Source organism: Streptomyces sp. NPDC057565 (assembly GCF_042801455.1).
In the GTDB taxonomy this organism is placed as follows: Bacteria; Actinomycetota; Actinomycetes; order Streptomycetales; family Streptomycetaceae; genus Streptomyces; species Streptomyces yanii.
Genome location: NZ_JBHVFU010000009.1, coordinates 167,891 through 191,936 on the forward strand (window position 1 = coordinate 167,891; position 24,046 = coordinate 191,936).

At 69.4% G+C, this 24,046-nt stretch carries 20 protein-coding genes, 1 tRNA gene and 1 riboswitch; of the genes, 16 read left to right on the forward strand and 5 right to left on the reverse strand.

Translation table 11 applies throughout. The features are described from left to right. Window positions 1-9: 9 nt before the first annotated feature. Window positions 10-2,526: a YfhO family protein gene (locus tag ACFU8W_RS19940; RefSeq protein ID WP_384038768.1), complete on the reverse strand. Its 2,517-nt coding sequence runs from the start codon at window positions 2,524-2,526 to the stop codon at window positions 10-12. A 133-nt stretch (window positions 2,527-2,659) separates the two neighbouring features. On the opposite strand from ACFU8W_RS19940, the gene ACFU8W_RS19945 reads away from it, so the two are divergent. From ACFU8W_RS19945 to ACFU8W_RS20005, 13 genes are all read left to right on the forward strand, one after another. Continuing rightward, window positions 2,660-3,616, forward strand: a complete 957-nt coding sequence (locus ACFU8W_RS19945) for a glycosyltransferase family 2 protein (RefSeq protein WP_384038771.1) — start codon at window positions 2,660-2,662, stop codon at window positions 3,614-3,616. Then, window positions 3,613-4,002 (forward strand): GtrA family protein, encoded by a 390-nt coding sequence (locus ACFU8W_RS19950; RefSeq protein WP_345517734.1) that lies wholly within the window; start codon window positions 3,613-3,615, stop codon window positions 4,000-4,002. Before ACFU8W_RS19945 ends, ACFU8W_RS19950 begins: the two co-directional genes overlap by 4 nt. Before the next feature lie 181 nt (window positions 4,003-4,183). Next, window positions 4,184-4,840: a SurA N-terminal domain-containing protein gene (locus ACFU8W_RS19955; protein WP_345517735.1), complete on the forward strand. Its 657-nt coding sequence runs from the start codon at window positions 4,184-4,186 to the stop codon at window positions 4,838-4,840. Window positions 4,841-5,150: 310 nt separating this feature from the next. After that, a complete protein-coding gene (locus tag ACFU8W_RS19960) occupies window positions 5,151-6,113 on the forward strand; it encodes a nucleoside triphosphate pyrophosphohydrolase (RefSeq protein ID WP_384038774.1) in 963 nt (320 codons plus the stop codon). A gap of 9 nt (window positions 6,114-6,122) precedes the next feature. After that, window positions 6,123-7,400: a cytochrome P450 gene (locus ACFU8W_RS19965; protein ID WP_384038777.1), complete on the forward strand. Its 1,278-nt coding sequence runs from the start codon at window positions 6,123-6,125 to the stop codon at window positions 7,398-7,400. A 105-nt stretch (window positions 7,401-7,505) separates the two neighbouring features. After that, complete coding sequence (locus tag ACFU8W_RS19970; protein ID WP_384038779.1) at window positions 7,506-8,381, forward strand: transglycosylase family protein; 876 nt, start codon at window positions 7,506-7,508, stop codon at window positions 8,379-8,381. A 300-nt stretch (window positions 8,382-8,681) separates the two neighbouring features. Then, window positions 8,682-8,853, forward strand: a riboswitch (cyclic di-AMP (ydaO/yuaA leader). Between the two features lie 3 nt (window positions 8,854-8,856). Beyond that, the gene (locus tag ACFU8W_RS19975) at window positions 8,857-9,585 is read left to right on the forward strand and encodes a transglycosylase family protein (RefSeq protein ID WP_384038782.1); all 729 of its coding nucleotides are present in this window, start codon (window positions 8,857-8,859) and stop codon (window positions 9,583-9,585) included. 299 nt (window positions 9,586-9,884) lie between these two features. Beyond that, a complete protein-coding gene (gene eno / locus ACFU8W_RS19980; protein WP_030926869.1) occupies window positions 9,885-11,165 on the forward strand; it encodes a phosphopyruvate hydratase in 1,281 nt (426 codons plus the stop codon). Window positions 11,166-11,267: 102 nt separating this feature from the next. Then, complete coding sequence (locus ACFU8W_RS19985; RefSeq protein WP_384038785.1) at window positions 11,268-11,738, forward strand: septum formation initiator family protein; 471 nt, start codon at window positions 11,268-11,270, stop codon at window positions 11,736-11,738. 83 nt (window positions 11,739-11,821) lie between these two features. After that, a complete protein-coding gene (locus ACFU8W_RS19990; protein WP_384038788.1) occupies window positions 11,822-12,355 on the forward strand; it encodes a DUF501 domain-containing protein in 534 nt (177 codons plus the stop codon). A gap of 115 nt (window positions 12,356-12,470) precedes the next feature. Continuing rightward, window positions 12,471-13,412: a Ppx/GppA phosphatase family protein gene (locus tag ACFU8W_RS19995; RefSeq protein WP_345517742.1), complete on the forward strand. Its 942-nt coding sequence runs from the start codon at window positions 12,471-12,473 to the stop codon at window positions 13,410-13,412. Between the two features lie 487 nt (window positions 13,413-13,899). Further along, entirely contained in the window at window positions 13,900-15,285 is a 1,386-nt protein-coding gene (locus tag ACFU8W_RS20000; protein ID WP_345517743.1) for an NAD(P)/FAD-dependent oxidoreductase, read from the forward strand. Window positions 15,286-15,576: 291 nt separating this feature from the next. Then, a complete protein-coding gene (locus ACFU8W_RS20005) occupies window positions 15,577-16,881 on the forward strand; it encodes a class I SAM-dependent methyltransferase (protein WP_384038791.1) in 1,305 nt (434 codons plus the stop codon). Window positions 16,882-16,974: 93 nt separating this feature from the next. Here ACFU8W_RS20005 and ACFU8W_RS20010 read toward each other — a convergent pair whose 3' ends face one another. After that, window positions 16,975-19,500, reverse strand: coding sequence for an ABC transporter permease (locus tag ACFU8W_RS20010; RefSeq protein WP_384038794.1), 2,526 nt, complete (start codon window positions 19,498-19,500; stop codon window positions 16,975-16,977). Between the two features lie 58 nt (window positions 19,501-19,558). Beyond that, window positions 19,559-20,329, reverse strand: a complete 771-nt coding sequence (locus tag ACFU8W_RS20015; protein WP_345517746.1) for an ABC transporter ATP-binding protein — start codon at window positions 20,327-20,329, stop codon at window positions 19,559-19,561. A 688-nt stretch (window positions 20,330-21,017) separates the two neighbouring features. Between ACFU8W_RS20015 and ACFU8W_RS20020 the strand changes: the two genes are divergently transcribed. After that, window positions 21,018-21,103, forward strand: a tRNA-Leu gene (locus ACFU8W_RS20020). Between the two features lie 147 nt (window positions 21,104-21,250). Further along, entirely contained in the window at window positions 21,251-22,138 is an 888-nt protein-coding gene (locus ACFU8W_RS20025; RefSeq protein ID WP_384038798.1) for a Bax inhibitor-1/YccA family protein, read from the forward strand. A gap of 81 nt (window positions 22,139-22,219) precedes the next feature. On the opposite strand, the gene ACFU8W_RS20030 is transcribed toward ACFU8W_RS20025, so the two are convergent. After that, window positions 22,220-22,447 (reverse strand): DUF4287 domain-containing protein, encoded by a 228-nt coding sequence (locus ACFU8W_RS20030; protein WP_384038801.1) that lies wholly within the window; start codon window positions 22,445-22,447, stop codon window positions 22,220-22,222. Window positions 22,448-22,547: 100 nt separating this feature from the next. Between ACFU8W_RS20030 and ACFU8W_RS20035 the strand changes: the two genes are divergently transcribed. Beyond that, window positions 22,548-22,865 (forward strand): hypothetical protein, encoded by a 318-nt coding sequence (locus ACFU8W_RS20035; RefSeq protein WP_384038804.1) that lies wholly within the window; start codon window positions 22,548-22,550, stop codon window positions 22,863-22,865. A gap of 72 nt (window positions 22,866-22,937) precedes the next feature. On the opposite strand, the gene ACFU8W_RS20040 is transcribed toward ACFU8W_RS20035, so the two are convergent. Then, window positions 22,938-23,798, reverse strand: a complete 861-nt coding sequence (locus tag ACFU8W_RS20040; protein WP_384038807.1) for a hypothetical protein — start codon at window positions 23,796-23,798, stop codon at window positions 22,938-22,940. Window positions 23,799-24,046 lie beyond the last annotated feature (248 nt).

Genomic DNA, 24,046 nt, shown 5'->3' on the forward strand with positions numbered 1-24,046 from the left:
CCGGTCTGCTCAGCCCGGTCCCGCCAGAGCGAGCCGGGGGCGCCGTCGCAGCAGCACAGCCCGCGCCGCCCCCGTCCCGGCCATGACGAGCAGCGCGCCCGCCCCGACCGCCGATCCCGCCCGCAGCCCGGGCGGCCGGAACGTGCACTGCACGGCGGAACCCCGGGCGGGGACCGGCACCGCGACGAGTCCCAGATACGCGTCCGCGGGCCGCCCCGCGCAGCTCCAGCCCGCTATCCGGGGCGCGGCGACCACGACGGTGCCGCGGCTCCCGGGGGGCAGCTCGGCCCGTATCGCCCTGTCACCGACATGCACGGACGTCGCCCCCGTGCGCTGCAGCCCGGTCACCGCGGCGGTCAGCCGGTCCCGGTCCAGGCAGCCGAGGGGCTCGCGCGGCACGGTCCCCGGGCGGACGGACCTGAGCGTGACCACCACCCGCACCGTCCCGCCCGCCACCGTCGCGCCGGCCACCGGACCGATCCGCTCCATCGCCGCGCGCCGGGACGGCAACATGCCCCTGAGCAGGATCTCCCGGCCCTCGCCCAGCCGCGCCGAGCCGAACACTCCGGGTGTCCACACGTACGCCTCACTGCCCGCCGGACAGCGCGCGCTGAGCAGATACGTACCGCGTCCCACACGGTGGCTGTAGGCGCCCCGGTCCTCGACGGGGGCGCCGTTCACCGCCCGGATGACGGTCCTCGGCACCGTGTAGACCCGCGAACCGAGCAGCACCTCCTGGTTCCGGAACGGTGACCGTCCGAAGGACGGAGCCGGGCCCGGTCCCCGCACGGTCACCAGCGGCGGCACCACGTTCCGGACCACCGTCACCGGCCGGTCGTCCGGCGGCGCGCCCCACCGCTGGTGCGGGTCGCGCGGCCCGCGGATCCGGGCACCGACGGCGAAGATCGCGTCGGTGACGGGGTTGTCGAGGCTCTGGACGGCCCGCCCGTTGGATGTCCAGCCGGCGCCGAGCGCACCGAGCGTGCGGGTCAGCGCGGCCGGAGTGTGGCTGCTGTAGTAGGCGGCGCCCTGACCGCCCACCAGCAGCGGATCGTTGGCGGTGGTCTGCTCCCGGCCGGGGTCGGTGCGGTAACGCGGCCACGCGTCCGCGCCCGCCACCGCGGCAGCCTGGACGCGCTGCCGCTCACCCCAGGGCGCATAGTTGTCGAGCCGGGCGAGACGCTGCCGGTCGGCGAACGCGGTGGTCGCCGCGGCCTGTCCCGCCAGCGCGCCGATCAGCAGCACGGTGGCGAGCAGCGCGCAGCGGCCCCGGCCGAGCAGGACGAGCGCGGCGGCGGTCGCCACCAGACCGGCCGCGAACAGCGGGTACGTCCAGTGCGAGACGAGATCACTGGCGGCCGCCCCTGCCGCGATCAGCATCAGCACCGCGCATCCGGCGAACAGGGCGCGGCGCCCCGGCCGGCCGTGCGAGACCGAGAGCCAGGCGGCTACCACCAGCAGTCCGGCGAGCACGAACGTCTGCCGGTACGGACTGCCGTTGGGCGTCGCGAAAGCGTGCCAGAGCAGATGGGTCGGCCCCCACTGCATCGACAGCGCGACCCCGGCCACCAGCCCGGCCCACGCCCACCGCTCGCGCCGCGGTACCGCCGTCTGGAAGGCGAGCACACAGGCCGGCAGCAGGGCGACCGTGCCCAGGAAGAGCGCCGGGGTGAAGAAGTCATAGGTGCCGGGAAGCAGCCGGGCAAGGACATCGGGCCAGGCCGCGGGGCGGAACGTCCGGTCCCAGCCGGGATAGGCGTGTCTCGTGCCGAGATAGACGGGAAGCAGGACGGGCGCCGCGAGACCGGTCCCCAGCAGCACGGTCCGGGCCGCCCGCACCAGCCCCCGTACCCTCGTCCCCTTCTCACCCACCGTCAGCAGCCGTACCACCAGTACCAGTACGGCCCCCAGGGTCGCCATGTACGCCGTATAGAAGTTGGCGGCCCACACGACCGCGACGAGCAGCGGTGCCACCACGCGGCGGCGCCCCGTCCGCGCCCATTCACCGGCCAGGCAGAGCAGCGGGAGGGCGATCAGTCCGTCGAGCCACATCGGGTTGTACGCGGCTTCGGCGACCGACCAGCCGCACAGCGCGTACGCACTGCCGAACACTCCCGCCACCCAGTGGCGTCCGCCGCGCAGGGTCAGAAGCAGACAGGCCATCGCCGCCGCGGCCGACGCCATCTTCAGGACCGTCACCACGTACACCGCGAGGTCGATGCGATCCCGCGGAAAGACCCCGACGAGCAGCGCGAACGGGCTGGTCAGATAGGTGCCGAGGTCCGGCAGGAAGCTGGTCCCGTATCCGGACGACCAATTCAGGAACAGCCCGCCGTCGGTGTTTCCGTGCAGCAGGTCCCAGAGCCGGAGGTGGAACGGAACGAACTGATTTCCCAGGTCACTGACACTCCTGGTGTGCGGCCCGAACGGAAAGCTGCGGGCCGCCGCATCGCCCGCGCACACGGTGACGGCGGTGATCAGTGCGGCGAGCCCGGCCGCGGCCGGGCGGGGGCGGAAGGTCGGCATACGGAGGAATATGGCAGCCACGGGTGAGTGAACCGTGTCGAACTGTTTCCTCCATAGTTCAATTCACGTAATGGTTGCTCACTATCCATGTGAAGCATCTCTATCTGACTGACCGACAGGGTGAGTTAATCCCGTGCTGATCTCGCTGGTGGTGCCTTGTTTCAACGAGGAGGAGATCCTCGGATGCTTCCATGCGCGTGTCACGGAGCAGATGACGCGGCTGGGGCATGATTTCCAGCTGGTCTACGTCGACGACGGCAGCGCAGACCGCACGCTTCCGGTTCTGGAGGAGCTGGCCGCCACCGATCCGCGGACCCGCTACCTCTCCTTCAGCCGGAACTTCGGCAAGGAGGCCGCCATGCTCGCCGGCCTCCAGCATGCCGACGGCGACGCGGTCGTCATCATGGACGCCGACCTCCAGCACCCGCCGGAGCTCATCGGCCGCATGCTGGAGGAGCACGCCCGCGGCTACGACCAGGTCATTGCCCGTCGCACCCGCAAGGGCGACCGTCTCACCCGCACCCTCGGCGCCCGCTCCTACTACTGGCTGATCAATCGTCTGGTGGACGTGGAACTGGTCGACGGTGTCGGAGACTTCCGGCTGCTGTCCCGGCGTACCGTCGACGCCGTCCTCGAACTCACCGAGTACAACCGGTTCTCCAAGGGACTGTTCGCCTGGGTCGGATTCCCGACGACGACCTTCGGCTACGAGAATGCCGTCCGCGAGCAGGGCAGCTCCGCCTGGACCTTCGGCAAGCTCCTCAACTACGGACTCGACGGACTGCTCTCGTTCAACAACAAGCCACTGCGCGCCGCCTTATACCTGGGCATGGTGCTGATGTCCGTCGCCCTCGTCTATGCCGCCTGGATCGTCGGGTTCGCCCTGATGAAAGGCGTGGACACGCCCGGCTATGTGACGCTCATCGTCGTGGTCACGGCTCTTGCCGGGGTGCAGATGGTGATAGTGGGTGTGGTCGGTGAGTACGTCGGCCGCATCTACTACGAGGTGAAGCGGCGCCCGCACTTCCTGGTGAAGGCCGGCAATACCGTCGTACCGAATCAGCAGGCACGGGAGTTCGTACGCCGATGACGGTCCGGGCGCAGATGATCCGCTTCGCACTCGTCGGCGTCGTGAATACCGGTACGTACTACGTCTGCTATCTGGCCCTGCTGACCAGGCTGCCGTATCTGGCCGCGCATGTGATCGCGTTCGCGTTCAGCATGACCGGCTCGTTCCTGCTGAACTCGTACTTCACCTACCGGACCCGCCCCACCTGGCGGAAGTTCCTGCTCTTCCCGCTGACCAACGCCGCCAATTTCGCCATCACGACCGGGGGCGTCTGGCTGCTGGTCGACCTCGCCGGATTCAGCAGCCGGTACGCACCGCTGGTCGCGGCGGTGGTGGCCATCCCGATCACGTTCGTGGTCTCCCGCGTGATCATGTTGCGGCCGGAAACGGCCGTGGAGGGACGCTGAACAGGCCCACATCCCCAACTCCTCCCGAATCGTTGGTCGAATCAGTGGCCGGGATCACGCCCACTGCCTAACATCGATCACCGCAAGGTCTTGTGCGCCCGCCCGTCGCCCGGCCACCACCCCGCAAGGGGGGGGGCGCGGCGCGCCGCACCTGCTGTCTCAATCTCCCCGGGAGGCTCCTTTGCACCGCCGCCGTCGCACCGCGCTCGTCGTCTCCGCCGCCATGCTCGTCGCGGCGCCGCTTCTCTCCGCCTGCGGCAACCAGGCCCACCCGGGTGCCGCAGCCGTGGTCGGCGGGGACCGCATCGAGGTGTCCACCGTGCAGGCGCAGGTGGCGGACGTACGCACCGCGCAGAACGAGTCCGACCAGTCCGTGCAGCTCATCAACAAGTCCGGGCAGCTCAGCCGGGCCAAGCTGCACGGGCTGATCTTCGACCGGATCCTGGACAAGGCCGCCGCGGACGCGGGAGTCGAGGTCAGCCGCAAGGAGGTCCAGGAGATGCGGCAGTCGGCGGTCTCCCAGTCCGGTGGAGAGGCACAGCTGCGGGCGATGATGCTGCAGCAGAGCTGGGTCGCCCCGAACCAGATCGATGCCGTCCTGCGCGAGCAGGTCCAGCTGTCGAAGCTCGCCCAGACGTTCGGTGCCGACCTGCAGCAGCCTGCCGGGCAGAAGGCCGTCGGCGACGCGCTCAGCGCGGCGTCGAAGTCGCTCCACATCGACGTCAACCCGCGCTTCGGCACCTGGGACAACAAGCAGACCCAGCTCGCCAACTACAAGGCCCCGTGGATCACCCAGGTCACCAAGCCGGCCCAGCAGGAAGCCGCAGCCGGCGCCTAGGGCGTGTGTCGGAAGTCCCGCCGTCCGTCCGAAGGGTGGGCCCGGCGGCGTCCGGTGCGTGCGATCGCAAGGCGGAGGGTCGTCCTCGTACGGGACGTACTCGGGCGAGCCCGACAACGCAGCGAGCGTGCGTGCCGGGCGTCGCGGGGCAGGCGGGACTTCCGACACACGCCCTAGTGCCGGGAGGGGCACCAGCCAGGGTCTTTCGTCTGGATCACGCAGGGCTCGCGGGATCCGGCCCGATCCAGACGAAAGACCCAGGGCGTCCGGTCGGTCGGGCCGGTCGCGCGCCCCCTAGTAGGTTGGTGGGGTGAACGCTGAAGACCCCGGTCGTATCGTCCTGCTCACCGCCAGCCACCGGGTCGCGCCCGGACTGCTGTCCTGGCCCGCCTGGCAGACGCTGCACGCCGCCGACCGGGTGCTCTGCGCCGAGTCCGACCACCCCCAACTGCCGTACCTGCGCGAGGCCGGCGTCACCGTCGAGCACGCCGCGCCCACCGCGCAGGAACTCGTCGACGCCTGCGCGGGCGGCCGGACCGTGGTGGTCGTGACCAGTGGCGAGGGCAACCAGCCGCTGACGGACGGGCTGGCCCGGCTGGCCGGCTCGGGCCGGGTGCAGATGCCGAACCTGGAGCTGCTGCCCGGTTCGTACGATCTGCCCGGCGCTCGTCTCCTCGACCTCGTCCAGGTCATGGACCGGATCAGGGTCGAGTGCCCGTGGACCTCGCAGAAGACCCACGAGGGGCTTGCCAAGTACGCCATCGAGGAGGCGTACGAACTCGTCGAGGCGATCGAGGACGGCGACCGCGACGAACTGCGCGAGGAACTCGGCGACGTCCTTCTCCAGGTCGTCTTCCACGCCCGGATCGCGGAGGAGGACACGGACGAACCGTTCTCCGTCGACGATGTCGCCGCGACCCTCGTCGAGAAGCTGATCCACCGCCATCCGCATGTCTTCGGTGACGAGACCGCCGAGACCCCGGAGGACGTCCACGCGCACTGGCTGCGTACCAAGGCCATCGAGAAGCAGCGGGACTCGGTCACCGACGGCGTCCCGCTCGGGCAGCCCGGGCTGGCGCTGGCCGCGAAGCTGGCGAGCCGGGTCCGCGCCGCCGGACTCGATGTGCCGCTCCCGACGGGCGACAGCATCGGTTACGAACTCCTCGCCCTTGCCGTACGCGCCGAACAGGACGGCACGGACCCCGAGGCCGCCCTGCGCGCTGCGGGCCGCGCCTACCGGGACGCGATCCTCGCCGCGGAGGCCAACGGATAACGTCAGGGGGTGAACGACAGCCCCGCCGACGCCCCCGAACTCTTCACCTGGGAGTTCGCCACCGACCCGTACCCGGCCTACGCCTGGCTGCGCGAGCACAGTCCCGTGCACCGCACCGCGCTGCCCAGCGGGGTCGAGGCATGGCTCGTGACGCGGTACGAGGATGCCCGGCAGGCCCTCGCCGACACCCGGCTCTCCAAGAACCCTGCGCACCACGACGAGCCGGCGCACGCCAAGGGGAAGACCGGCATCCCGGGCGAGCGCAAGGCGGAGCTGATGACGCATCTGCTGAACATCGACCCGCCCGACCACACCAGACTGCGCCGGCTGGTCTCGAAGGCGTTCACGCCGCGCCGGGTCGCCGAGTTCGCCCCGCGCGTGCAGGAGCTGACGGACCACCTCATCGACAACTTCATCGAGGAGGGATCCGCGGACCTCATCCACGACTTCGCGTTCCCGCTCCCCATCTACGCGATCTGTGACCTGCTTGGCGTCCCGCGCGAGGACCAGGACGACTTCCGGGACTGGGCGGGGATGATGATCCGCCACGGCGGTGGTCCGCGCGGCGGGGTGGCCCGGTCGGTGAAGAAGATGCGCGGCTATCTCGCGGAGCTCATCCACCGGAAGCGGGAGAACCCGGGGGAGGACCTGATCTCGGGGCTGATCCGGGCGAGCGACCACGGCGAACACCTCACCGAGAACGAGGCCGCCGCCATGGCTTTCATCCTCCTCTTCGCGGGATTCGAGACGACGGTCAATCTCATCGGCAACGGGGTGTACGCCCTGCTGCGCAATCCGGAGCAGCGGGAGCGGCTGCAGCGCTCGCTCGACGCGGGGGAGAGTGGGCTGCTGGAGACCGGCATCGAGGAACTGCTGCGGTACGACGGTCCGGTGGAGCTGGCGACCTGGCGGTTCGCCACCGAGCCGCTGACCCTCGGCGGGCAGCGGATCGCGGCGGGCGACCCCGTACTGGTGGTGCTCGCCGCCGCCGACCGGGACCCGGAACGGTTTACGGACCCGGACACGCTGGACCTCGCGCGGCGTGACAATCAGCACCTCGGATACGGGCACGGCATCCATTACTGCCTGGGAGCACCGCTTGCCCGACTGGAGGGGCAGGCTGCCCTGGCCACGCTGCTGAGGCGCCTCCCGGACCTGCGGCTTGCGGTGAAACCTACCGATTTGCGGTGGCGTGGCGGGCTCATCATGCGTGGACTGCGCACGCTCCCGGTGGAGTTCGGTCCCGGCCTGCGGTGCGGTGAAAGTGACACTCTGTCAACCCTGTGACTTTCACGTGATCTGCGCTGCATCGACTTGTGACAAGCGTTCGAGTGCCGCTACGTTCACCGTTCGACTCACCAGTCACTTGTCAGTCACACGGAAGGCAATCCCATGGGCTCCGCGAACGGCAGGCACCGTCGCCCTCGCCAGGCACCCGCGATCGTCGTCGCCGCAGGCGTGACCGGTTCGGCCATCGCCATCCCCCTGCTCGGCGCGGCCGGTGCGCACGCCGCCGACGCCACGACCTGGGACCAGGTCGCAGAGTGCGAGAGCGGCGGCATGTGGAGCGCCGACCTCGGCAACGGCTTCTATGGCGGTCTTCAGTTCTCGCAGGACGACTGGAAGGCGTACGGCGGTAAGGCGTACGCCCCGCGCGCCGACCTCGCCAGTCGCGCGCAGCAGATAGCGGTCGCCGAGAAGGTCCTGGACGATCAGGGGCCGAAGGCGTGGCCCAGCTGTGCGGCGATCTCCGGGCTCACGGAGGACGGGTCGTTGCCGGGGGTCGACCCGGGAGTCGTGCCGTCGGCCGAACCGGCGGAGAACGAGGATGAGTCCGGGGCGCCGTCCGCCGAGGCGTCCGCCACGCCTTCGGGCAAGGCGTCTCACAAGCCGTCAGCCACGCCGTCGTCCAAGAAGTCTGATTCACCCGACTCGCACCGAAAGTCTGGCTCGTCCGGCAATGAGACGGGTGGTAAGCACCGCGGTGCGCCGGCCTCCGAGGTGAGCCAGGGCGCGGACAGGGGCGGCGACCGGGACTCGGGTCGGCATGTTTCCCGCGGTAACAGTGAGGGGCGCGACACGCGCGCGGCGGCGACAGGCGGCGATTACACCGTCCGGCCGGGCGACAGCCTCTCGGCGATTGCTGACGCACAGAAGGTTCCCGGTGGATGGCCCGCTCTCTATGAGGCGAACAAGGGTGCGGTCGGCAGTGACCCGGACCTCATCCTGCCTGGCCAGGGTCTCGATCTCGGCGTGAAGTCGAAGTGAGGGCAGTCTGATAAACGGCTAAAAGCACCCCAAAAATCGGGGTAGTTCAGGGGCCTATGTCCGCTTATACGTAAGTGAGACATGGGTCTCTTTGTGTCAACTGGCGTGTCGCGTCTGCCGGGTCTGTCCGCACCGCTCCTCACCTGCGAAAACACTGTGCGATCGGATGCATGTAAGGACTGATTGTCCGTTATGCCCATCTTTGAATGTCGAGGTTGCGTACGTTTACGGTCGGAACCGCTCGCACCGCGGGCCCCGTCGACCGTCACGCCGAATCCTGCCGTCGGTCGAAGGGAACAGACGCGTAAAGCGCCGTAGGCAGGAGCGGGGGACCCAGGTAAGCCGCCGGGCCCGATGGCCGAAAGACCGTCAGGACCGGCTCGGGGTGAAGTCGCGTGCTAGGACATGCGACCGGGCAACTCACTTGGCCCGAACCCGACAGCTCACCTCGTAGGCGTCGGTGAGGAGAAGTTCCATGCTGCTGAACAGCAAGGGCAAGCACCGTCGCCCGTCCAAGGCCGTCCGTGTCGCCACGCTCGCCGGCGTCACCGGTGCCGCCATCGCCGCTCCCCTGATGGGTGCGACCGGTGCCTCCGCAGCCTCCGTCGCCACGTGGGACGCCGTCGCCCAGTGCGAGTCCGGTGGCAACTGGTCCATCAACACCGGCAACGGCTACTACGGCGGCCTGCAGTTCTCGCAGTCCAGCTGGGCCGCCGCCGGTGGTACCCAGTACGCCCCGCGCGCCGACCTGGCCACCAAGGCTCAGCAGATCGCCACCGCCGAGAAGCTTCTTGCCATGCAGGGCCCGGGTGCCTGGGGCTGCGCCGGCGCCGGCGGCCTGAAGAACGACGGTGTCGACCCGGGCGTCGACACCGGCTCCACCGCGAAGCAGAGCGCCCCGGCGCAGGAGTCGAAGCAGGCCGCGCCGAAGCGGGTCGAGCGCACCGAGGCCCCCGCCGCCTCCCGCGCGAACCGCGGTACCGCCCCCAAGGCCGCGACCAAGAAGACCGTCACCACGCCGACCGGCGCGAAGGTCGCCAAGGGCGACGGCGAGTACAAGGTGAAGTCCGGCGACTCTCTCAGCAAGATCGCCGCGCAGCACGAGGTGAAGGGCGGCTGGCAGCAGCTCTTCAAGCTGAACAAGGACATCGTCGAGGACGCCGACCTGATCTACCCGGGTCAGCAGCTCCATCTGACGAAGTAGGACGGGCCTCCGTATCTACGGGCTCCCCGTAGATACGGGCTCTCTCCTCCCCGAGCACCCCGACCCGGCGCGGATTCCCCCGTACGCGCCGGGTCGGGGTTTCTGCCTCAGCGTTCAACTGTTGTCCTTACCGTCCAGTAGAAATCTGGATCTTTGCCCTGCTATGAGTTCCCTTGGGTCCTTTTTCGTCCCAGGAGGCGGGCGGTCGGCGAACCCAGGTGGCCCAGCCGGTTAGGCTCTTGTCGCAAGGCCAAAGCGACCCTGCACAACCAGCGTCATATCCCAGAAGGAGATGCCTCGTGCCGTCCATCGACGTCGTCGTAGCCCGGGAAATCCTCGACTCCCGCGGAAACCCCACGGTCGAGGTCGAGGTCGGCCTCGACGACGGCAGCACGGGCCGTGCTGCTGTTCCGTCCGGCGCCTCCACCGGTGCGTTCGAGGCCATTGAGCTTCGCGACGGTGACCCCAACCGCTACCAGGGCAAGGGCGTCGAGAAGGCCGTCCTCGCCGTGATCGAGCAGATCGGCCCGGAGCTCGTCGGCTACGACGCGACCGAGCAGCGGCTGATCGACCAGGCCATGTTCGACCTGGACGCCACCGAGAACAAGGGCTCGCTCGGCGCCAACGCCATCCTCGGCGTCTCGCTGGCCGTCGCACACGCCGCGTCCGAGGCCTCGGACCTGCCGCTGTTCCGCTACCTCGGTGGCCCGAACGCGCACCTGCTGCCCGTCCCGATGATGAACATCCTCAACGGTGGGTCGCACGCCGACTCCAACGTGGACATCCAGGAGTTCATGATCGCGCCGATCGGCGCGGAGTCCTTCTCCGAGGCCCTGCGCTGGGGCGCCGAGGTCTACCACACGCTGAAGAAGGTCCTGAAGACCAAGGGTCTGTCGACCGGTCTCGGCGACGAGGGCGGCTTCGCGCCGAACCTGGAGTCGAACCGCGCAGCCCTGGACCTCATCCTCGAGGCCATCAAGGAAGCCGGTTACGCCCCGGGCAAGGACATCGCGCTCGCGCTCGACGTCGCCGCCTCGGAGTTCTACAAGGACGGCAAGTACGAGTTCGAGGGCAAGTCCCGCTCGGCCGCCGAGATGACCGAGTACTACGAGGAGCTCGTCTCCGCGTACCCGCTGGTGTCCATCGAGGACCCGCTGTACGAGGACGACTGGGCCGGCTGGAACGTCATCACCCAGAAGCTCGGCGCCAAGGTGCAGATCGTCGGTGACGACCTGTTCGTCACCAACCCGGAGCGCCTGGCCCGCGGCATCGAGGAGGGCTCCGCCAACGCCCTGCTCGTCAAGGTCAACCAGATCGGTTCGCTGACCGAGACCCTGGACGCCGTCGAGCTCGCCCAGCGCAACGGCTTCAAGTGCATGATGTCCCACCGCTCCGGCGAGACCGAGGACGTCACCATCGCCGACCTCGCCGTCGCGGTGAACTGCGGCCAGATCAAGACCGGCGCCCCGGCCCGCTCGGACCGCGTCGCCAAGTACAACCAGCTGCTGCGCATCGAGGAGATCCTCGACGACGCGGCGGTGTACGCGGGCCGCTCCGCGTTCCCGCGCTTCAAGGGCTGATCGCAGGCCCGGCATCGGGCAAAGGCCCCGGCCTCCGTCCGTCCTCGCACTCGGTCCCGTACCGTGTGCGGGGACGGACGTGCGTAGTGGGGAGGCGGAGACATGGCCGCGAAGGACCGGGAACGGTTCTCCACCGCGACCCGGCTGCGACTGCTCGGTGAGCAGACCGCCGCCCGCGTCTACCGGTCCCAGAACCGCCGCCAGGCCCGCCGTTCCCGGCTCACCGGTCGGGCCGCGTTCCTCGCCCTGGTCGTCTGCTCCCTGGTGGTGGCGCTCGCGTACCCGATGCGGCAGTACGTGTCGCAGCGCGACGAGATCGCCGACCAGGAGCGGCTGGCGCAGGAGGCCGAGAAACGCACCGAGGAGCTGCGCGACGAGAAGGCGCGCCTCCAGGACGACGCGTACATCCGGCGGCTGGCCCGGGAACACCTGCACTACGTGAGTCCCGGGGAGACCAGCTACACGGTGATCGACCCCGACGCGGCGAAGGAGCGCAGCGGAGGGGCGAAGGAGACCGACCGGCCGTGGCACTCCAACCTGTGGGACGGCGTGGACAGCGCCGACCGCAACTGACTTCTCATTTCCCTTAGTTCACCTCGTCCCCGCAGCACTGTGCGGAGTCGTGGTTCACACATCCGAGTAGATCCAAGGCAGGCATGGAAACGCCCCCTCCCCAGACCGAGTCCACCACGCCCACCGAGGCGGACATCGCCGCGTTCCAGCAGCAGCTCGGCCGCCCGCCGCGCGGGCTGCGCGCGATCGCGCACCGCTGCCCGTGCGGCAACCCGGACGTGGTCGAGACGTCCCCGCGGCTGGAGGACGGTACGCCGTTCCCGACGACGTACTACCTGACGTGCCCGCGCGCGGCTTCCGCCATCGGCACGCTGGAGGCGAACGGCGTCATGAAGGAGATGACGGAGCGTCTGGCCACGGACCCGGAGCTGGCGGCCGCGTACCGTGCCGCGCATGAGGACTACATCGCCCGGCGCGACGCCATCGAGGTGCTGGAGGGCTTTCCCAGCGCGGGTGGCATGCCGGACCGGGTGAAGTGCCTGCACGTGCTGGTGGGGCACTCGCTGGCGGCGGGGCCGGGCGTGAACCCGCTGGGCGACGAGGCGATCGCGATGCTGCCGGAGTGGTGGCGCAAGGGGCCGTGCGTCACGCCGTGCGGGCCCCCGGACGAGGGCTGACCGCGCCCGGGGGCTCCGCCCCCGGGATCCACGCCCCTCGACCGCCGGAGGGGATCGAATCGGCGTCGGAGGGGCTTGGACCGGCGCCGGAGAGCTTGAAGACACAGGAGTACTCATGACGCGCGTGGCCGCCATCGACTGCGGTACCAACTCGATCCGTCTGCTCGTCGCCGACGCCGACCCCGCCACCGGTGAGCTCACCGAGCTCGACCGGCGGATGGAGATCGTCCGGCTCGGCCAGGGCGTGGACCGCACCGGCCGGCTCGCCCCCGAGGCGCTGGAGCGGACCTTTGCCGCCTGCCGCCAGTACGCGGCCGTCATCAAGGAGTACGGCGCGGAGAAGACCCGCTTCGTCGCGACCTCCGCCTCCCGCGACGCGGAGAACAGGGACGAGTTCGTCGGCGGCGTTCTGGACATCCTCGGCGTCGAGCCCGAGGTGATCAGCGGCGACCAGGAGGCCGAGTTCTCCTTCGACGGCGCCACCAAGGAGCTCGAGGGCAGCGACCACCTGCCGAAGCCCTATCTGGTGGTGGACATCGGCGGCGGTTCCACCGAGTTCGTCGTCGGCGACGACCGGGTCCTGGCCGCGCGGTCGGTGGACATCGGCTGCGTACGGATGACCGAGCGCCATCTCGTACGCGACGGTGTCGTCACCGACCCTCCCACGCTCGTTCAGATCACCGCGATCCGCGCGGACATCGACGCCGCCCTCGATCTGGCCGAGGAGACCGTCCCGCTCACCGAAGCCGCCACGCTCGTCGGCCTCGCCGGCACCGTCACCACCGTGGCCGCGATCGCGCTGGGACTGGAGGAGTACGACTCCGAGGCGATCCACCACTCCCGGATCTCCTTCGAGCAGGTTCAGGAGATCACCGGACGACTTGTCACCTCGACCCACGCCGAGCGTGCCGCGATCCCCGCGATGCACCCGGGGCGGGTCGACGTGATCACTGCCGGGGCGCTCGTCCTGCTGGGCGTGATGAAGCGGACCGGGGCCCGCGAGATCGTCGTCAGCGAGCACGACATTCTCGACGGGATCGCCTGGTCCATCGCATAGCCGGGAGGCCGCCGGCAGACCGTTCGAAAGGGTGCCCGAAAGGCTGTTCGCGAGGGTGCGGGAGGAGACGCCGAGAACGCGCTCATGCGCACTCCCGCCTGCACCTTTGAGCCGTCGGGAGCCCCTGCGGGACCCCTTCGGGAGATGCGCCGCGAGGAAGTTCGTGAACTTCTTCACAAGGAATTCGGTCTCTCGGTGCGCACTTCTGCTCCGTACGGGTCCCTGCGACCGTCCGCGGGCCCGTTCGCTGCGCATACGGGACGGTTCCGGACGTGTCGCTGGAGTGTTGGTCGAAGGGGTGGTTCACCCCGCCTGCGGGGCTCAACGGCCAGCTCACAAGCGGTGAACAACGTTCGCCGTCGCATTGTGGTTCCCTCGCGGCGCCATGACCTCGGTCACGGGGGCGGCGGAGTGTAGCAGAGGGTGGGCGATACCTTGTGAAGGGGCTCACGAGCATGCCCCCCGAGGGGGGTGGATACTCGATGGCATGAGCACCACGGAGCGTCCCAGGATCCTCGTAGTAGGCGGTGGGTACGTAGGCCTGTACGCAGCTCGACGCATTCTCAAGAAGATGCGCTACGGAGAGGCGACCGTCACGGTCGTCGACCCGCGCTCGTACATGACGTACCAGCCCTTCCTCCCCGAAGCCGCCGCCGGCAGCATCTCCCCGCGGCATGTCGTCGTCCCGTTGCGACGCGTGCTGCCGAAGGCGGAGGTTCTGACCGGTCGGGTCACCACCATCGATCAGGACCGCAAGGTCGCCACGGTCGCGCCGCTCGTCGGCGAGGCCTACGAGCTGCCCTTCGACTACCTCGTCATCGCGATGGGCGCCGTCTCCCGTACCTTCCCGATCCCCGGCCTGGCCGAACAGGGCATCGGTATGAAGGGCATCGAGGAGGCCATCGGCCTGCGCAACCACGTTCTCGAGCAGCTGGACAAGGCCGACTCGACGACCGATGAGGACGTCCGCCGCAGGGCGTTGACGTTCGTCTTCGTGGGCGGCGGCTTCGCCGGTGCGGAGACCATCGGCGAGGTCGAGGACATGGCCCGCGACGCGGCGAAGTACTACACGAACGTGAAGCGCGAGGACATGCGCTTCATCCTCGTCGACGCCGCCGACAAGATCCTTCCCGAGGTCGGCCCGAAGCTGGGCACCTGGGGCCGGGAGCACCTGGAGTCCCGTGGTGTCGAGGTCTTCCTCTCGACCTCCATGGACTCCTGCATCGACGGTCACGTCGTCCTGAAGAACGGCCTCGAGGTCGACTCCAACACCATCGTGTGGACGGCCGGCGTGAAGCCGAACCCGGCGCTGGCCCGCTTCGGCCTGCCGCTCGGTCCGCGCGGTCACGTGGACACGTCCGAGAAGCTCCAGGTGCAGGGCACCGACTACATCTGGGCCGCGGGCGACAACGCCCAGGTTCCGGACATGGTCGGCCGCAGGGCCGGTAACCCGAACGCCTGGTGCCCGCCGAACGCCCAGCACGCGCTGCGTCAGGCCAAGGTCCTCGGCGACAACGTCATCTCCGGGATGCGCGGCTTCCCGCAGAAGGAATACAGCCACGCCAACAAGGGTGCGGTCGCCGGTCTCGGCCTGCACAAGGGCGTCGCGATGATCGTCATGGGCAAGATGAAGATCAAGCTCAAGGGCCGTCTCGCCTGGTACATGCACCGTGGCTACCACGGCATGGCGATGCCGACCTGGAACCGTAAGATCCGGATCTTCGCCGACTGGACCCTTGCGATGTTCCTCAAGCGCGAGGTCGTCTCGCTCGGCGCCATGGAGACGCCGCGCGAGGAGTTCTACGAGGCCGCCAAGCCGACCCCGGCTCCGGCCGCCGCCAAGTCCGAGGGCGAGAAGGCCAAGGCCTCCTAGCCCGGGCTCCGGTCCGCCGGATCCTGTCCGTACGACGCCCGAAGGGGCCGCCCGCCATCCGTGGTGCGGGCGGCCCCTTCGGCGTGTCCGGAGGCCGGGAGTGACCTCCCGGAAAGTGCATGCGGTGTACAGGTATTTTGCCGTTCCATTGCGCCACTGCGGGATGGCGTTGGCGCCGGAGAGTGTTGACGGGGTGTACCTCGTCGTGGCACCACGGGTGCATGGCGTGGTTCGAGGCATGTTTGGGCATGTTTGGGCTCGTTGGGAAACACCATCACGGAGGTGTACGCCATGGCAGACGCCGCGTTGCGGCTGACCGCTCTCGCCGAGGAGTTGCTTGGAGAACCCCTGCCGGTCCGGATCCGGGCCTGGGACGGCAGCGAATCCGGACCGCCCGGAGCCCCCGTTCTCGTCATCCGGAACCGCCGCGCGTTGCGCCGGCTGCTCTGGAAGCCGGGCGAACTGGGCCTGGCCCGCGCCTGGGTGGCCGGCGAACTCGACATCGACGGCGATCTCTACGAGACGCTGGATCTGATGGCCGGACTGCTCTGGGAGCGCGGCGCGGACGCGAAGGACACCGTCCACCCGATCCGGAACCCGAAGCTCCGGACCGCTGCCCGGAGCCTGCTGCACCTGGCGGGTCCCTGGCCGCCACCGCCCCCGCCCGTCGAGGAGGTCCGCCGCCGCACCGGCCCCCTCCACACCAAGCGTCGCGACAAGGAGGCCATCAGCCACCACTACGACGTGGGCAATGACTTCTACGAACTGGTCCTCGGCCCGTCCATGGTCTACTCCTGCGCCTACTGGGAGGACGACGGAAACCTGGAGGACGCCCAGCGCGACAAGCTCGACCTGGTCTGCCGCAAGCTCGCGCTGAAGGAGGGCGACCGCCTCCTCGACGTCGGCTGCGGCTGGGGCTCCATGGCCATCCACGCGGCCCGCGAGTACGGCGCCCGGGTCACCGGGGTGACCCTCTCCGTCGAACAGGCCGCATACGCCCGCAAGCGCATCGCCGAGGAAGGACTGACCGACCGGATCGAGATCCGGGTCCAGGACTACCGGGACGTCAGGGACGGCCCGTACGACGCCATCTCGTCGATCGGCATGGCCGAGCACGTCGGCTCGGTCCGCTACCGCGAGTACGCCGACGACCTCTACGCCCTTCTGAAGCCGGGCGGCCGGCTGCTCAACCACCAGATCGCCCGCCGCCCCGAACGGGACGAGTCCGCGTACCACGTGGACGAGTTCATCGACGCGTACGTCTTCCCCGACGGCGAACTCGCCCCGCTGGGCCGGACCGTCGCCACGCTCGAGGAAGCCGGCTTCGAGGCCCGCGACGTCGAGTCGATCCGCGAGCACTACGCACTGACCCTGCGCAGCTGGGTCGCCAATCTGGAGGAGCACTGGGACCGGGCGGTCACGATGACCTCGCCCGGCCGGGCCAGGGTCTGGCGCCTCTACATGGCCGCCTCCGCCCTGTCCTTCGAGCACAACAAGATCGGGGTCAACCAGATCCTCGCGGTGCGTCCGGTGGACGACGGGTCCTCCCGGATGCCGCTGCGCGCCCGCGAATGGAAGGCGTCCGCGACCGGCTGAACATGTACGGGCGCAGAGAGGGCCGGTACCCGCAGCTCCAGCTTGCGGGTACCGGCCCTCCGTATCAGGGGTTCACTGCCGGGGGCTCACTCGTCACTCGGTCTTGATCGCCGTCAGCATGTTCAGCTTCGCGGCGCTGCGGGCCGGCCAGAGCGAGGCCAGCACGCCCACCAGCGCCGCCAGCACCAGGAAGACCGCGATCCGGTCCCACGGGATCACCAGGGCGTAGTCCGGGATGGAGGAGGCCAGCGTCCGGCCGATCGCCCAGCCGAGGAACGTACCGAGCGCGACCCCGACCACCGCGCCGAAGACCGAGATGACCACGGCCTCCAGCCGGATCATGCGCTTCACCTTGCGCCGGTCCAGACCGATCGCCCGGAGCATGCCGATCTCCTGCTGGCGCTCGAAGACCGACATCGCCAGGGTGTTGACGACCCCGAGCACCGCGATGATCAGGGCCATCGCCAGTAGCCCGTACATGATGTTCAGCGCCATGCTGATGAAGCCGCCGAACGTGTCCCGGATGTCCTGCCGGTCCATGACGGACATCGCCGGGTTGTCACCCAGTGCGTCGACCACGGCCTGCTCGTTGGCCTTCGACGCGCCGCCGTCCGTCCTCAGCCAGATCTCGCGGATGTCCGGGTGGCTCTGATGCGCGGTCAGGATGTTCTTCGGCATCAGGACCGGTGAGAGGAATTCGTTCTCCTCGTAGACCGCGCCGACCGTCAGGGTGCCCTTCTTGTCGTCGTCGTACGTCACCGGGAGGGAGGTTCCGGGCTTCCAACCGTTCGACTTCGCGGTCTTGTCGCCGACCGCGATCTCGCCGTCGCCCAGCGAGTCCAGCGAACCGGAGACCGTCTTCAGGGAGAAGACCTTCTGCACATCGCCCGGCGTGACCCCGGAGACCGAGTGGTACGTGCCCTCGACCTTGATGGAGGCGGCCTGCTGGGGGGAGACCGCGACGACGGCGTCGGACTTCTCCAGGGCGGTGAGCGCCGACTCGTCGAGCGAGTCGCCGCTCGCCATCGAGATCATGTAGTCGGCCCTGATGTTGTCCGTGGTCATGCGGTCGACCGCCTGGCCGAGCGTGACACCCAGCACCGAGATGCCCGTGACCAGGGTGAGACCGATCGCGAGAGCGGAGGCGGTTGCCCCGGTACGCCGCGGGTTACGGACCGCGTTCTGCGCAGCCAGCTTGCCCGAGACCCCGAACAGCTTCAGCAGTATCGGCCGCACCAGGGCGATGACCGGTCGCGACAGCAGCGGGATCAGCACGATGACACCGATCAGCGCCACGAAGGCGCCGATGCCGATGATGGTTCGGCCGTCCGAACCGGCCGCCGCACCCGCGACGATCCCGGCCGCGCCGAGCAGGGTGAGCACGCCGCCGATCGAGTTCCGTACGACCAGCGACTTGGTGGTGGCCACCGCGTGGACGCTGCTCATCGCGGCAACCGGCGCGATCTTCGCGGCGCGGCGGGCCGGCAGCCAGGCGGCCAGCACGGTGATCAGGATGCCGACAGCGAACGCGGCGCCGACCGCGACGGGGGAGACCACCAGCGGTCCGGCCGGGATCTTCCCGCCGATCAGGCTCATCGCCGAGCGCAGTCCGGTGGCGAGACCGAGACCGAGCAGGAAGCCGATCACGGAGGCGAGCGCGCCGACCACGGCCGCTTCGAGGAGTACGGAGCGCTTGACCTGGCGGCGGGAGGCGCCCACGGCGCGCAGCAGGGCCAGCTCCTTGGTGCGCTGGGCGACCAGCATGGTGAACGTGTTGGCGATCAGGAAGATGCCGACGAACAGGGCGATGGCCGCGAACGCGAGCAGCATCGTGTTGAGGTTGCTCAGGCCGCTCTCGATCTGCTTCGCCTGGTCGTCGGCGAGGACCTTGCCGGTGTGGGCGGTGGCGTCCTTGGGCAGCAGGGGCTCCACGGCGTCCAGCAGCTTCCGGTCGGAGGCGCCGGCCGCGGCGGTGACGGTGACGTCCTGGAACCAGCCGGGCCTGAGGTAGAGCTGCTGGGCGACCGGGGTGTCGAAGAGGACCAGGCTGCCGCCCGCGTTCACCGCACCGTCCTCGGTGGTGAAGACACCGGAGAGGGTGTACTCCTTCACCGGGCCGTTCGTGGCGACCCGTACCCGGTCGCCGACCTGGTACTCGCCCTTCTTCGCCGTCTCCTTGTCGAGCGCGATCCGGTCGTCGCCGGTCGGCCCCCTGCCGTCGACGAAGGTGTACGAGGTGTCCTTGCCGTTCTCGCCGGGGGAGAAGTTGGCGCCGGTGTTGGACCAGCCGTTGCCGATCAGCTTGCCGTCCGGGTCGGCGACCCCGGCGAAGCCGGAGACCCGGCCGGTGGCGGTGGCCACCCCGTCCAGGCCCTGGATCTTCTTGAGCGTGGCGGCGTCGATGCCGGAGGTCTTGTCGTCGCGCCGGTCCGCGTGGGTGGTGACGGCGACGGCGACGTCGTCGTAACTCTTCGCCGACTGGTTGCGGAAGGCGTTGCCGAGGGTGTCGGTGAAGACCAGGGTGCCGGAGACGAAGGCCACGCCGAGCATCACGGCGAGAACGGTCATCAGCAGCCTGGCCTTGTGCGCGAGCACATTGCGCAGGGCAGTACGGAACATGTCTGTCAGTCCTGGGATGGGGAGGGGTTCCGGAAGGGGGCGCGGGGGCGGTCCGTGCTCAGCTGGTACGGCCCTTGGCGTCGAACGCCTTCATCCGGTCGAGAACCCCGTCCGCGGTGGGACGCATCATCTGGTCGACGATCGCCCCGTCCGCCAGGAAGATCACCCGGTCCGCGTAGGAGGCGGCCACCGGGTCGTGGGTCACCATCACCACGGTCTGCCCCAGCTCGCGCACGGAGTTGCGCAGGAAGCCCAGCACCTCGGCGCCGGAGCGGGAGTCCAGGTTGCCGGTGGGCTCGTCACCGAAGATGATCTCCGGCTGCGAGGCCAGGGCGCGGGCCACCGCGACGCGTTGCTGCTGGCCGCCGGAGAGCTCGGTGGGCCGGTGCTTCAGCCGGTCGGAGAGCCCCACCATCTCGATGACCTTGCGCAGCCACGCGGCGTCGGGCTTGCGGCCCGCGATGTCCATCGGCAGCGTGATGTTCTCCGCCGCGGTCAGCGTGGGCAGCAGGTTGAACGCCTGGAAGATGAAACCGATCTTGTCCCGGCGGAGCTGGGTGAGCTGCTTGTCCTTGAGGGAACCGAGCTCCGTCTCGCCGATCCGTACCGAACCGCTGCTGAAGCTGTCGAGACCGGCCACGCAGTGCATGAGGGTGGACTTGCCGGAGCCGGACGGGCCCATGATCGCGGTGAACTCACCCTGCGGGAAGTCCACGGTGACCCGGTCCAGGGCCTTCACCTGGGTCTCGCCCTGTCCGTAGACCTTGGAAAGATCCGTGGCGCGGGCAGCCACCGCGGTGGCGCGGTGAGCGGTGGAGGTGATGGTCACGGGGACTCTCCTGTTCAGGACTTCGGTTCGGTGCCCGGAAGCGGACTACTCCATCGTCGGCGCCGATTCGCCGCCGGTCGTCAGTCCCCGTGCCCGTTCCGGAGGGCCACTTGAGTCGCACCGGAGGGGCGATTCGTCCTCCTCGGGTATGACACCGACCCTGAGCCGGTCGTACGCCGAACCGGTTCCTCCGCAGCGCGCACACCAGGATGCGAAGATCACACAGAGTGAGGGTCGGGCGGAGCGGGCGCGGCGCCCCGCTCGCCCCTCGGACGACTGTGCCGACGCATGACTGCGTCGCTCGATCGGCTGATTCCGCCCGATGGGGCGGAGGGGTCAGGAGGTGCGTCGCAGACCCGGGGCCGACGGTGTGATCCAGGTGACACGTGCGTGTCCGCGGCCCCGCGGGAGCCGAAGATCGTCCGGGAGTGAGAAGTGCCGGTGAGGCCGTTGCCCGGCGGGGGGCGGGCCCATGGCGCGCAGTGCCGCCCCGGGGAGGCGAGTTTCCGTCATTCCCGATTGCGGGTCCGGGTGCCCACCGCCCCGCCCAGGCATGTGGCTATGCCTTCCACGCTGTGCTGACGGCCCCTCAAGCGGTCAATAAAATAAGACAACATCGCGCCGCTGTTCCACTGATCGGGGGACACCCCCGGATAGGGTCATGTGCCAACGCGGAGCCGCGCGCCAAGCCCGGATGGTGGAATGCAGACACGGCGAGCTTAAACCTCGCTGCCCCTCGGGGGCGTGCCGGTTCGAGTCCGGCTCCGGGCACCACTGCGACGTTCAGTGACGGCGTCGATCGGCCGGACGTCACTTCGGCGGTCAACCTCCATAAAGATCCTCCCCTGGCACGAGGGTGATTCTTTTGCCTACCCATTACTCTTGTGGCAAGGCCACGCAGGGTGGCCATGAAGGAGTGAGATGAGGAGCAGCAACCCGGTCTTCTCGCGACGGGGGTTCAGCCGCGACAACGGCTACGCGGGCTTCAACGCGGCGCCGCAGGCCGGGGCCGCTACCGCGGGTGCCAACCCGTACGCGCAGGGCACCGCCGCCAACCCGTACGCCACCAACCCCTACGCCCAGCCGGACGCCCAGTACGGCGCCCCGCAGGCGCCCGCGCGCACCGGCGCGATGACGATCGACGATGTCGTGTCGCGTACGGCGCTGACGCTGGGCACCGTCGTTCTCACCGCAGCGCTCGCCTGGGCGCTGCTGCCGGTCGACCCCGCCAACATCGGCAAGTCGTACGGCATCGCGATCGGCGCCGCCCTGGTGGCCTTCGTCCTGTCGCTGGTCCAGTCCTTCAAGCGCCGGCCCGTTCCGGCGCTGATCATCGCGTACGCGGCCTTCGAGGGCATCTTCCTCGGGGTGATCTCCAGTGCGGTCAACGCCGCCCTGGGCATGGACGTCGTGGTGCAGGCGGTGCTGGGCACCATGTGTGTCTTCGCCGGCGTGCTCATCGCGTACAAGATGCGCTGGATCCGCGTCACCCGTCGTTTCTACGGCTTCGTGATGGCCGCGGCCATGGGCTTCATGCTCCTGATGGTGGTCAACCTGCTGTTCTCCGTCTTCGGCGGAGGTGACGGCCTGGGCTTCCGCACCGGCGGCCTCGGCATCCTCTTCGGCGTCATCGGGATCATCCTCGGCGCGTGCTTCCTGGCCCTGGACTTCAAGCAGGTCGAGGACGGCATCGCGTTCGGCGCCCCGCGCGAGGAGTCGTGGCTGGCCGCCTTCGGCCTCACCATGACCCTGGTGTGGATCTACCTGGAGATGCTGCGCCTGTTCTCCATCCTGAGCGGCGACGACTGACCGTACGCACGCTCCGTCCAACGGAACGGCCCGCAGGCTCACCGCCTGCGGGCCGTTCCCGTCGGTCCGGGTTCCGCTCGCCTAGAGCAGCTCCCGCGCCGCCCGCCTCAGGTCGTACTCGTGGACGAGCGCCTTCGCGTGTCCGTAGGCGAGGTCGTGTTCGCTCCGCAGCCAACTGACCTTCTCGTCGAACCGGAGGGCAGGGCCGTCTTCGACGGTGCGGAGCCAGTCGGAGACTTCACGACCGGTGCAGTGAGGGATTCTGGAGAGCAGATCGCGATGGGTCTCTTCGGAGAAGACATGGGTCATCGGCGCCTCCGACGCATTGCGCGTTGCTGGTCCTTCCCGACACCGTGCCCGAACGTCGGCCCGTTGGCAAACATCACGGGAGCGCGCGTAGGGTCGCGGCATGCTCGATACGACCCCGCTGGTCACCGCCGTGGACCGATTCGCCGACCGGCTGCGCGCCGCTCCGCAGAGCAGGCTGCAGCGCGGAGCGGCCGCCGAAGGACTGGCCGCGGCCAGGGAATTGGCCGTACGTGCCCAGCGCATCGAGTCACCGGGTCGCGAGCCCCGCATCATGCCGGACGCGGGGATGTTCGCGATCGGCGACCAAGTCGCGGTCGCGGGCCGGGACTTGGCGGTGGCGTTGGAAAGGGCCCCGTCCGTCGAACTGGACGAGGCCGTGCGATTCGTCGAGGAAGCGACCGCCCGGGCTTTCGCGTAGCGGCCGTCCCGTACGGGAGTTCGTGGCAGCGGCCGACGAGGGCCGCTGCGCGGGAACCGGGGTTCCCGCGGGTCAGAACGAGGCGATGACGCGGTCGGCGAGAATGTAGACGTTCTCCTTGCCGCAGGAGAAGGTCAGGGCGTACGCGCCGGAGACCCCGGAACCGCCCAGCAGTACCGGGTGCTCACCCGCCAGCAGCGCCTCGGCGAGCTGCTCGGCCGTCTCGCGGTGGCCAGGGGTCATACAGAGCGTGGTGCCGTCGGCGAAGACGTAGACATCGAGCGTGCCGAGCGGGCCGGGGCGGACGTCGGCGAGCTCGGTCCGACTGTCGGCGAGCTCCTCCAGTCGGCTCACGGTGCGCTCGTGGTCGGTGACCACCGGGGTCTGTACCGGTACGAAGTCGGGGTGCGAGGGGTGCCGGCGACGGGCCGCCGCCAGCTCGGGGGAGTCCTCGGCGAACTCCACCATCTCCGGAAGCTCGGTCATGTCGGCCTGCCCGGCCAGTTCCGTCAGCTCCTCGAGCGCGTCCGCGGCGTCGAGGTCCATCGCCTCAAGGCCCGCGAAGTCCGCCTGGCGCGGCATGAAGAACGGCGCGTCCTCGCCGATCCCGGACAGGCCGCCCAGCAGGGACGGGGTGTCCGCGGCGTCGCGCGCCTCCTGGGAGGCCCAGAACGCGCGGGCCTCGGCGAGCTCGCGCTCGCGCTCCTCGGCGAGTGCCTCGGCGACGGCCGCGCGTATCTCGGCGGCCGGGGTGGCGGTGCTGCGGACCTGCTGGGGCACGGCGGCGGTACGGGCGCGGCCGGCAGCCAGCTCCATCCGCAGGGCCGTGACCTGCTTGCGCAGCCCGTGAGCAGCGTGCAGAGCGGCAGCGCCCACGGCCGTGGCGGCGGCGGTGGTCAGCAACAGGGCAAGAGGCATGGCGCTCACTGACATACTCCCGGTTTCAATCGATCCCCCGACTTCCTACATCAGCTTGTCCTCTACCTGCGCCCGGTGTCAGTGCATTACGTCACGAATTGGACAGGTCTTTGTGCCTGGGGTTTAGCCCTGATGCGGGTGTGACCTGCGGAAATGGTTCTCCCCCAGGAGATAGGTCACATCCTGGGGGAGATTCGGTCACGGTCGGGGCTCGAAACCGGCCGGCTCGTCGGCTCGGGACACCCGCGCGGCCGCTTGTGTTC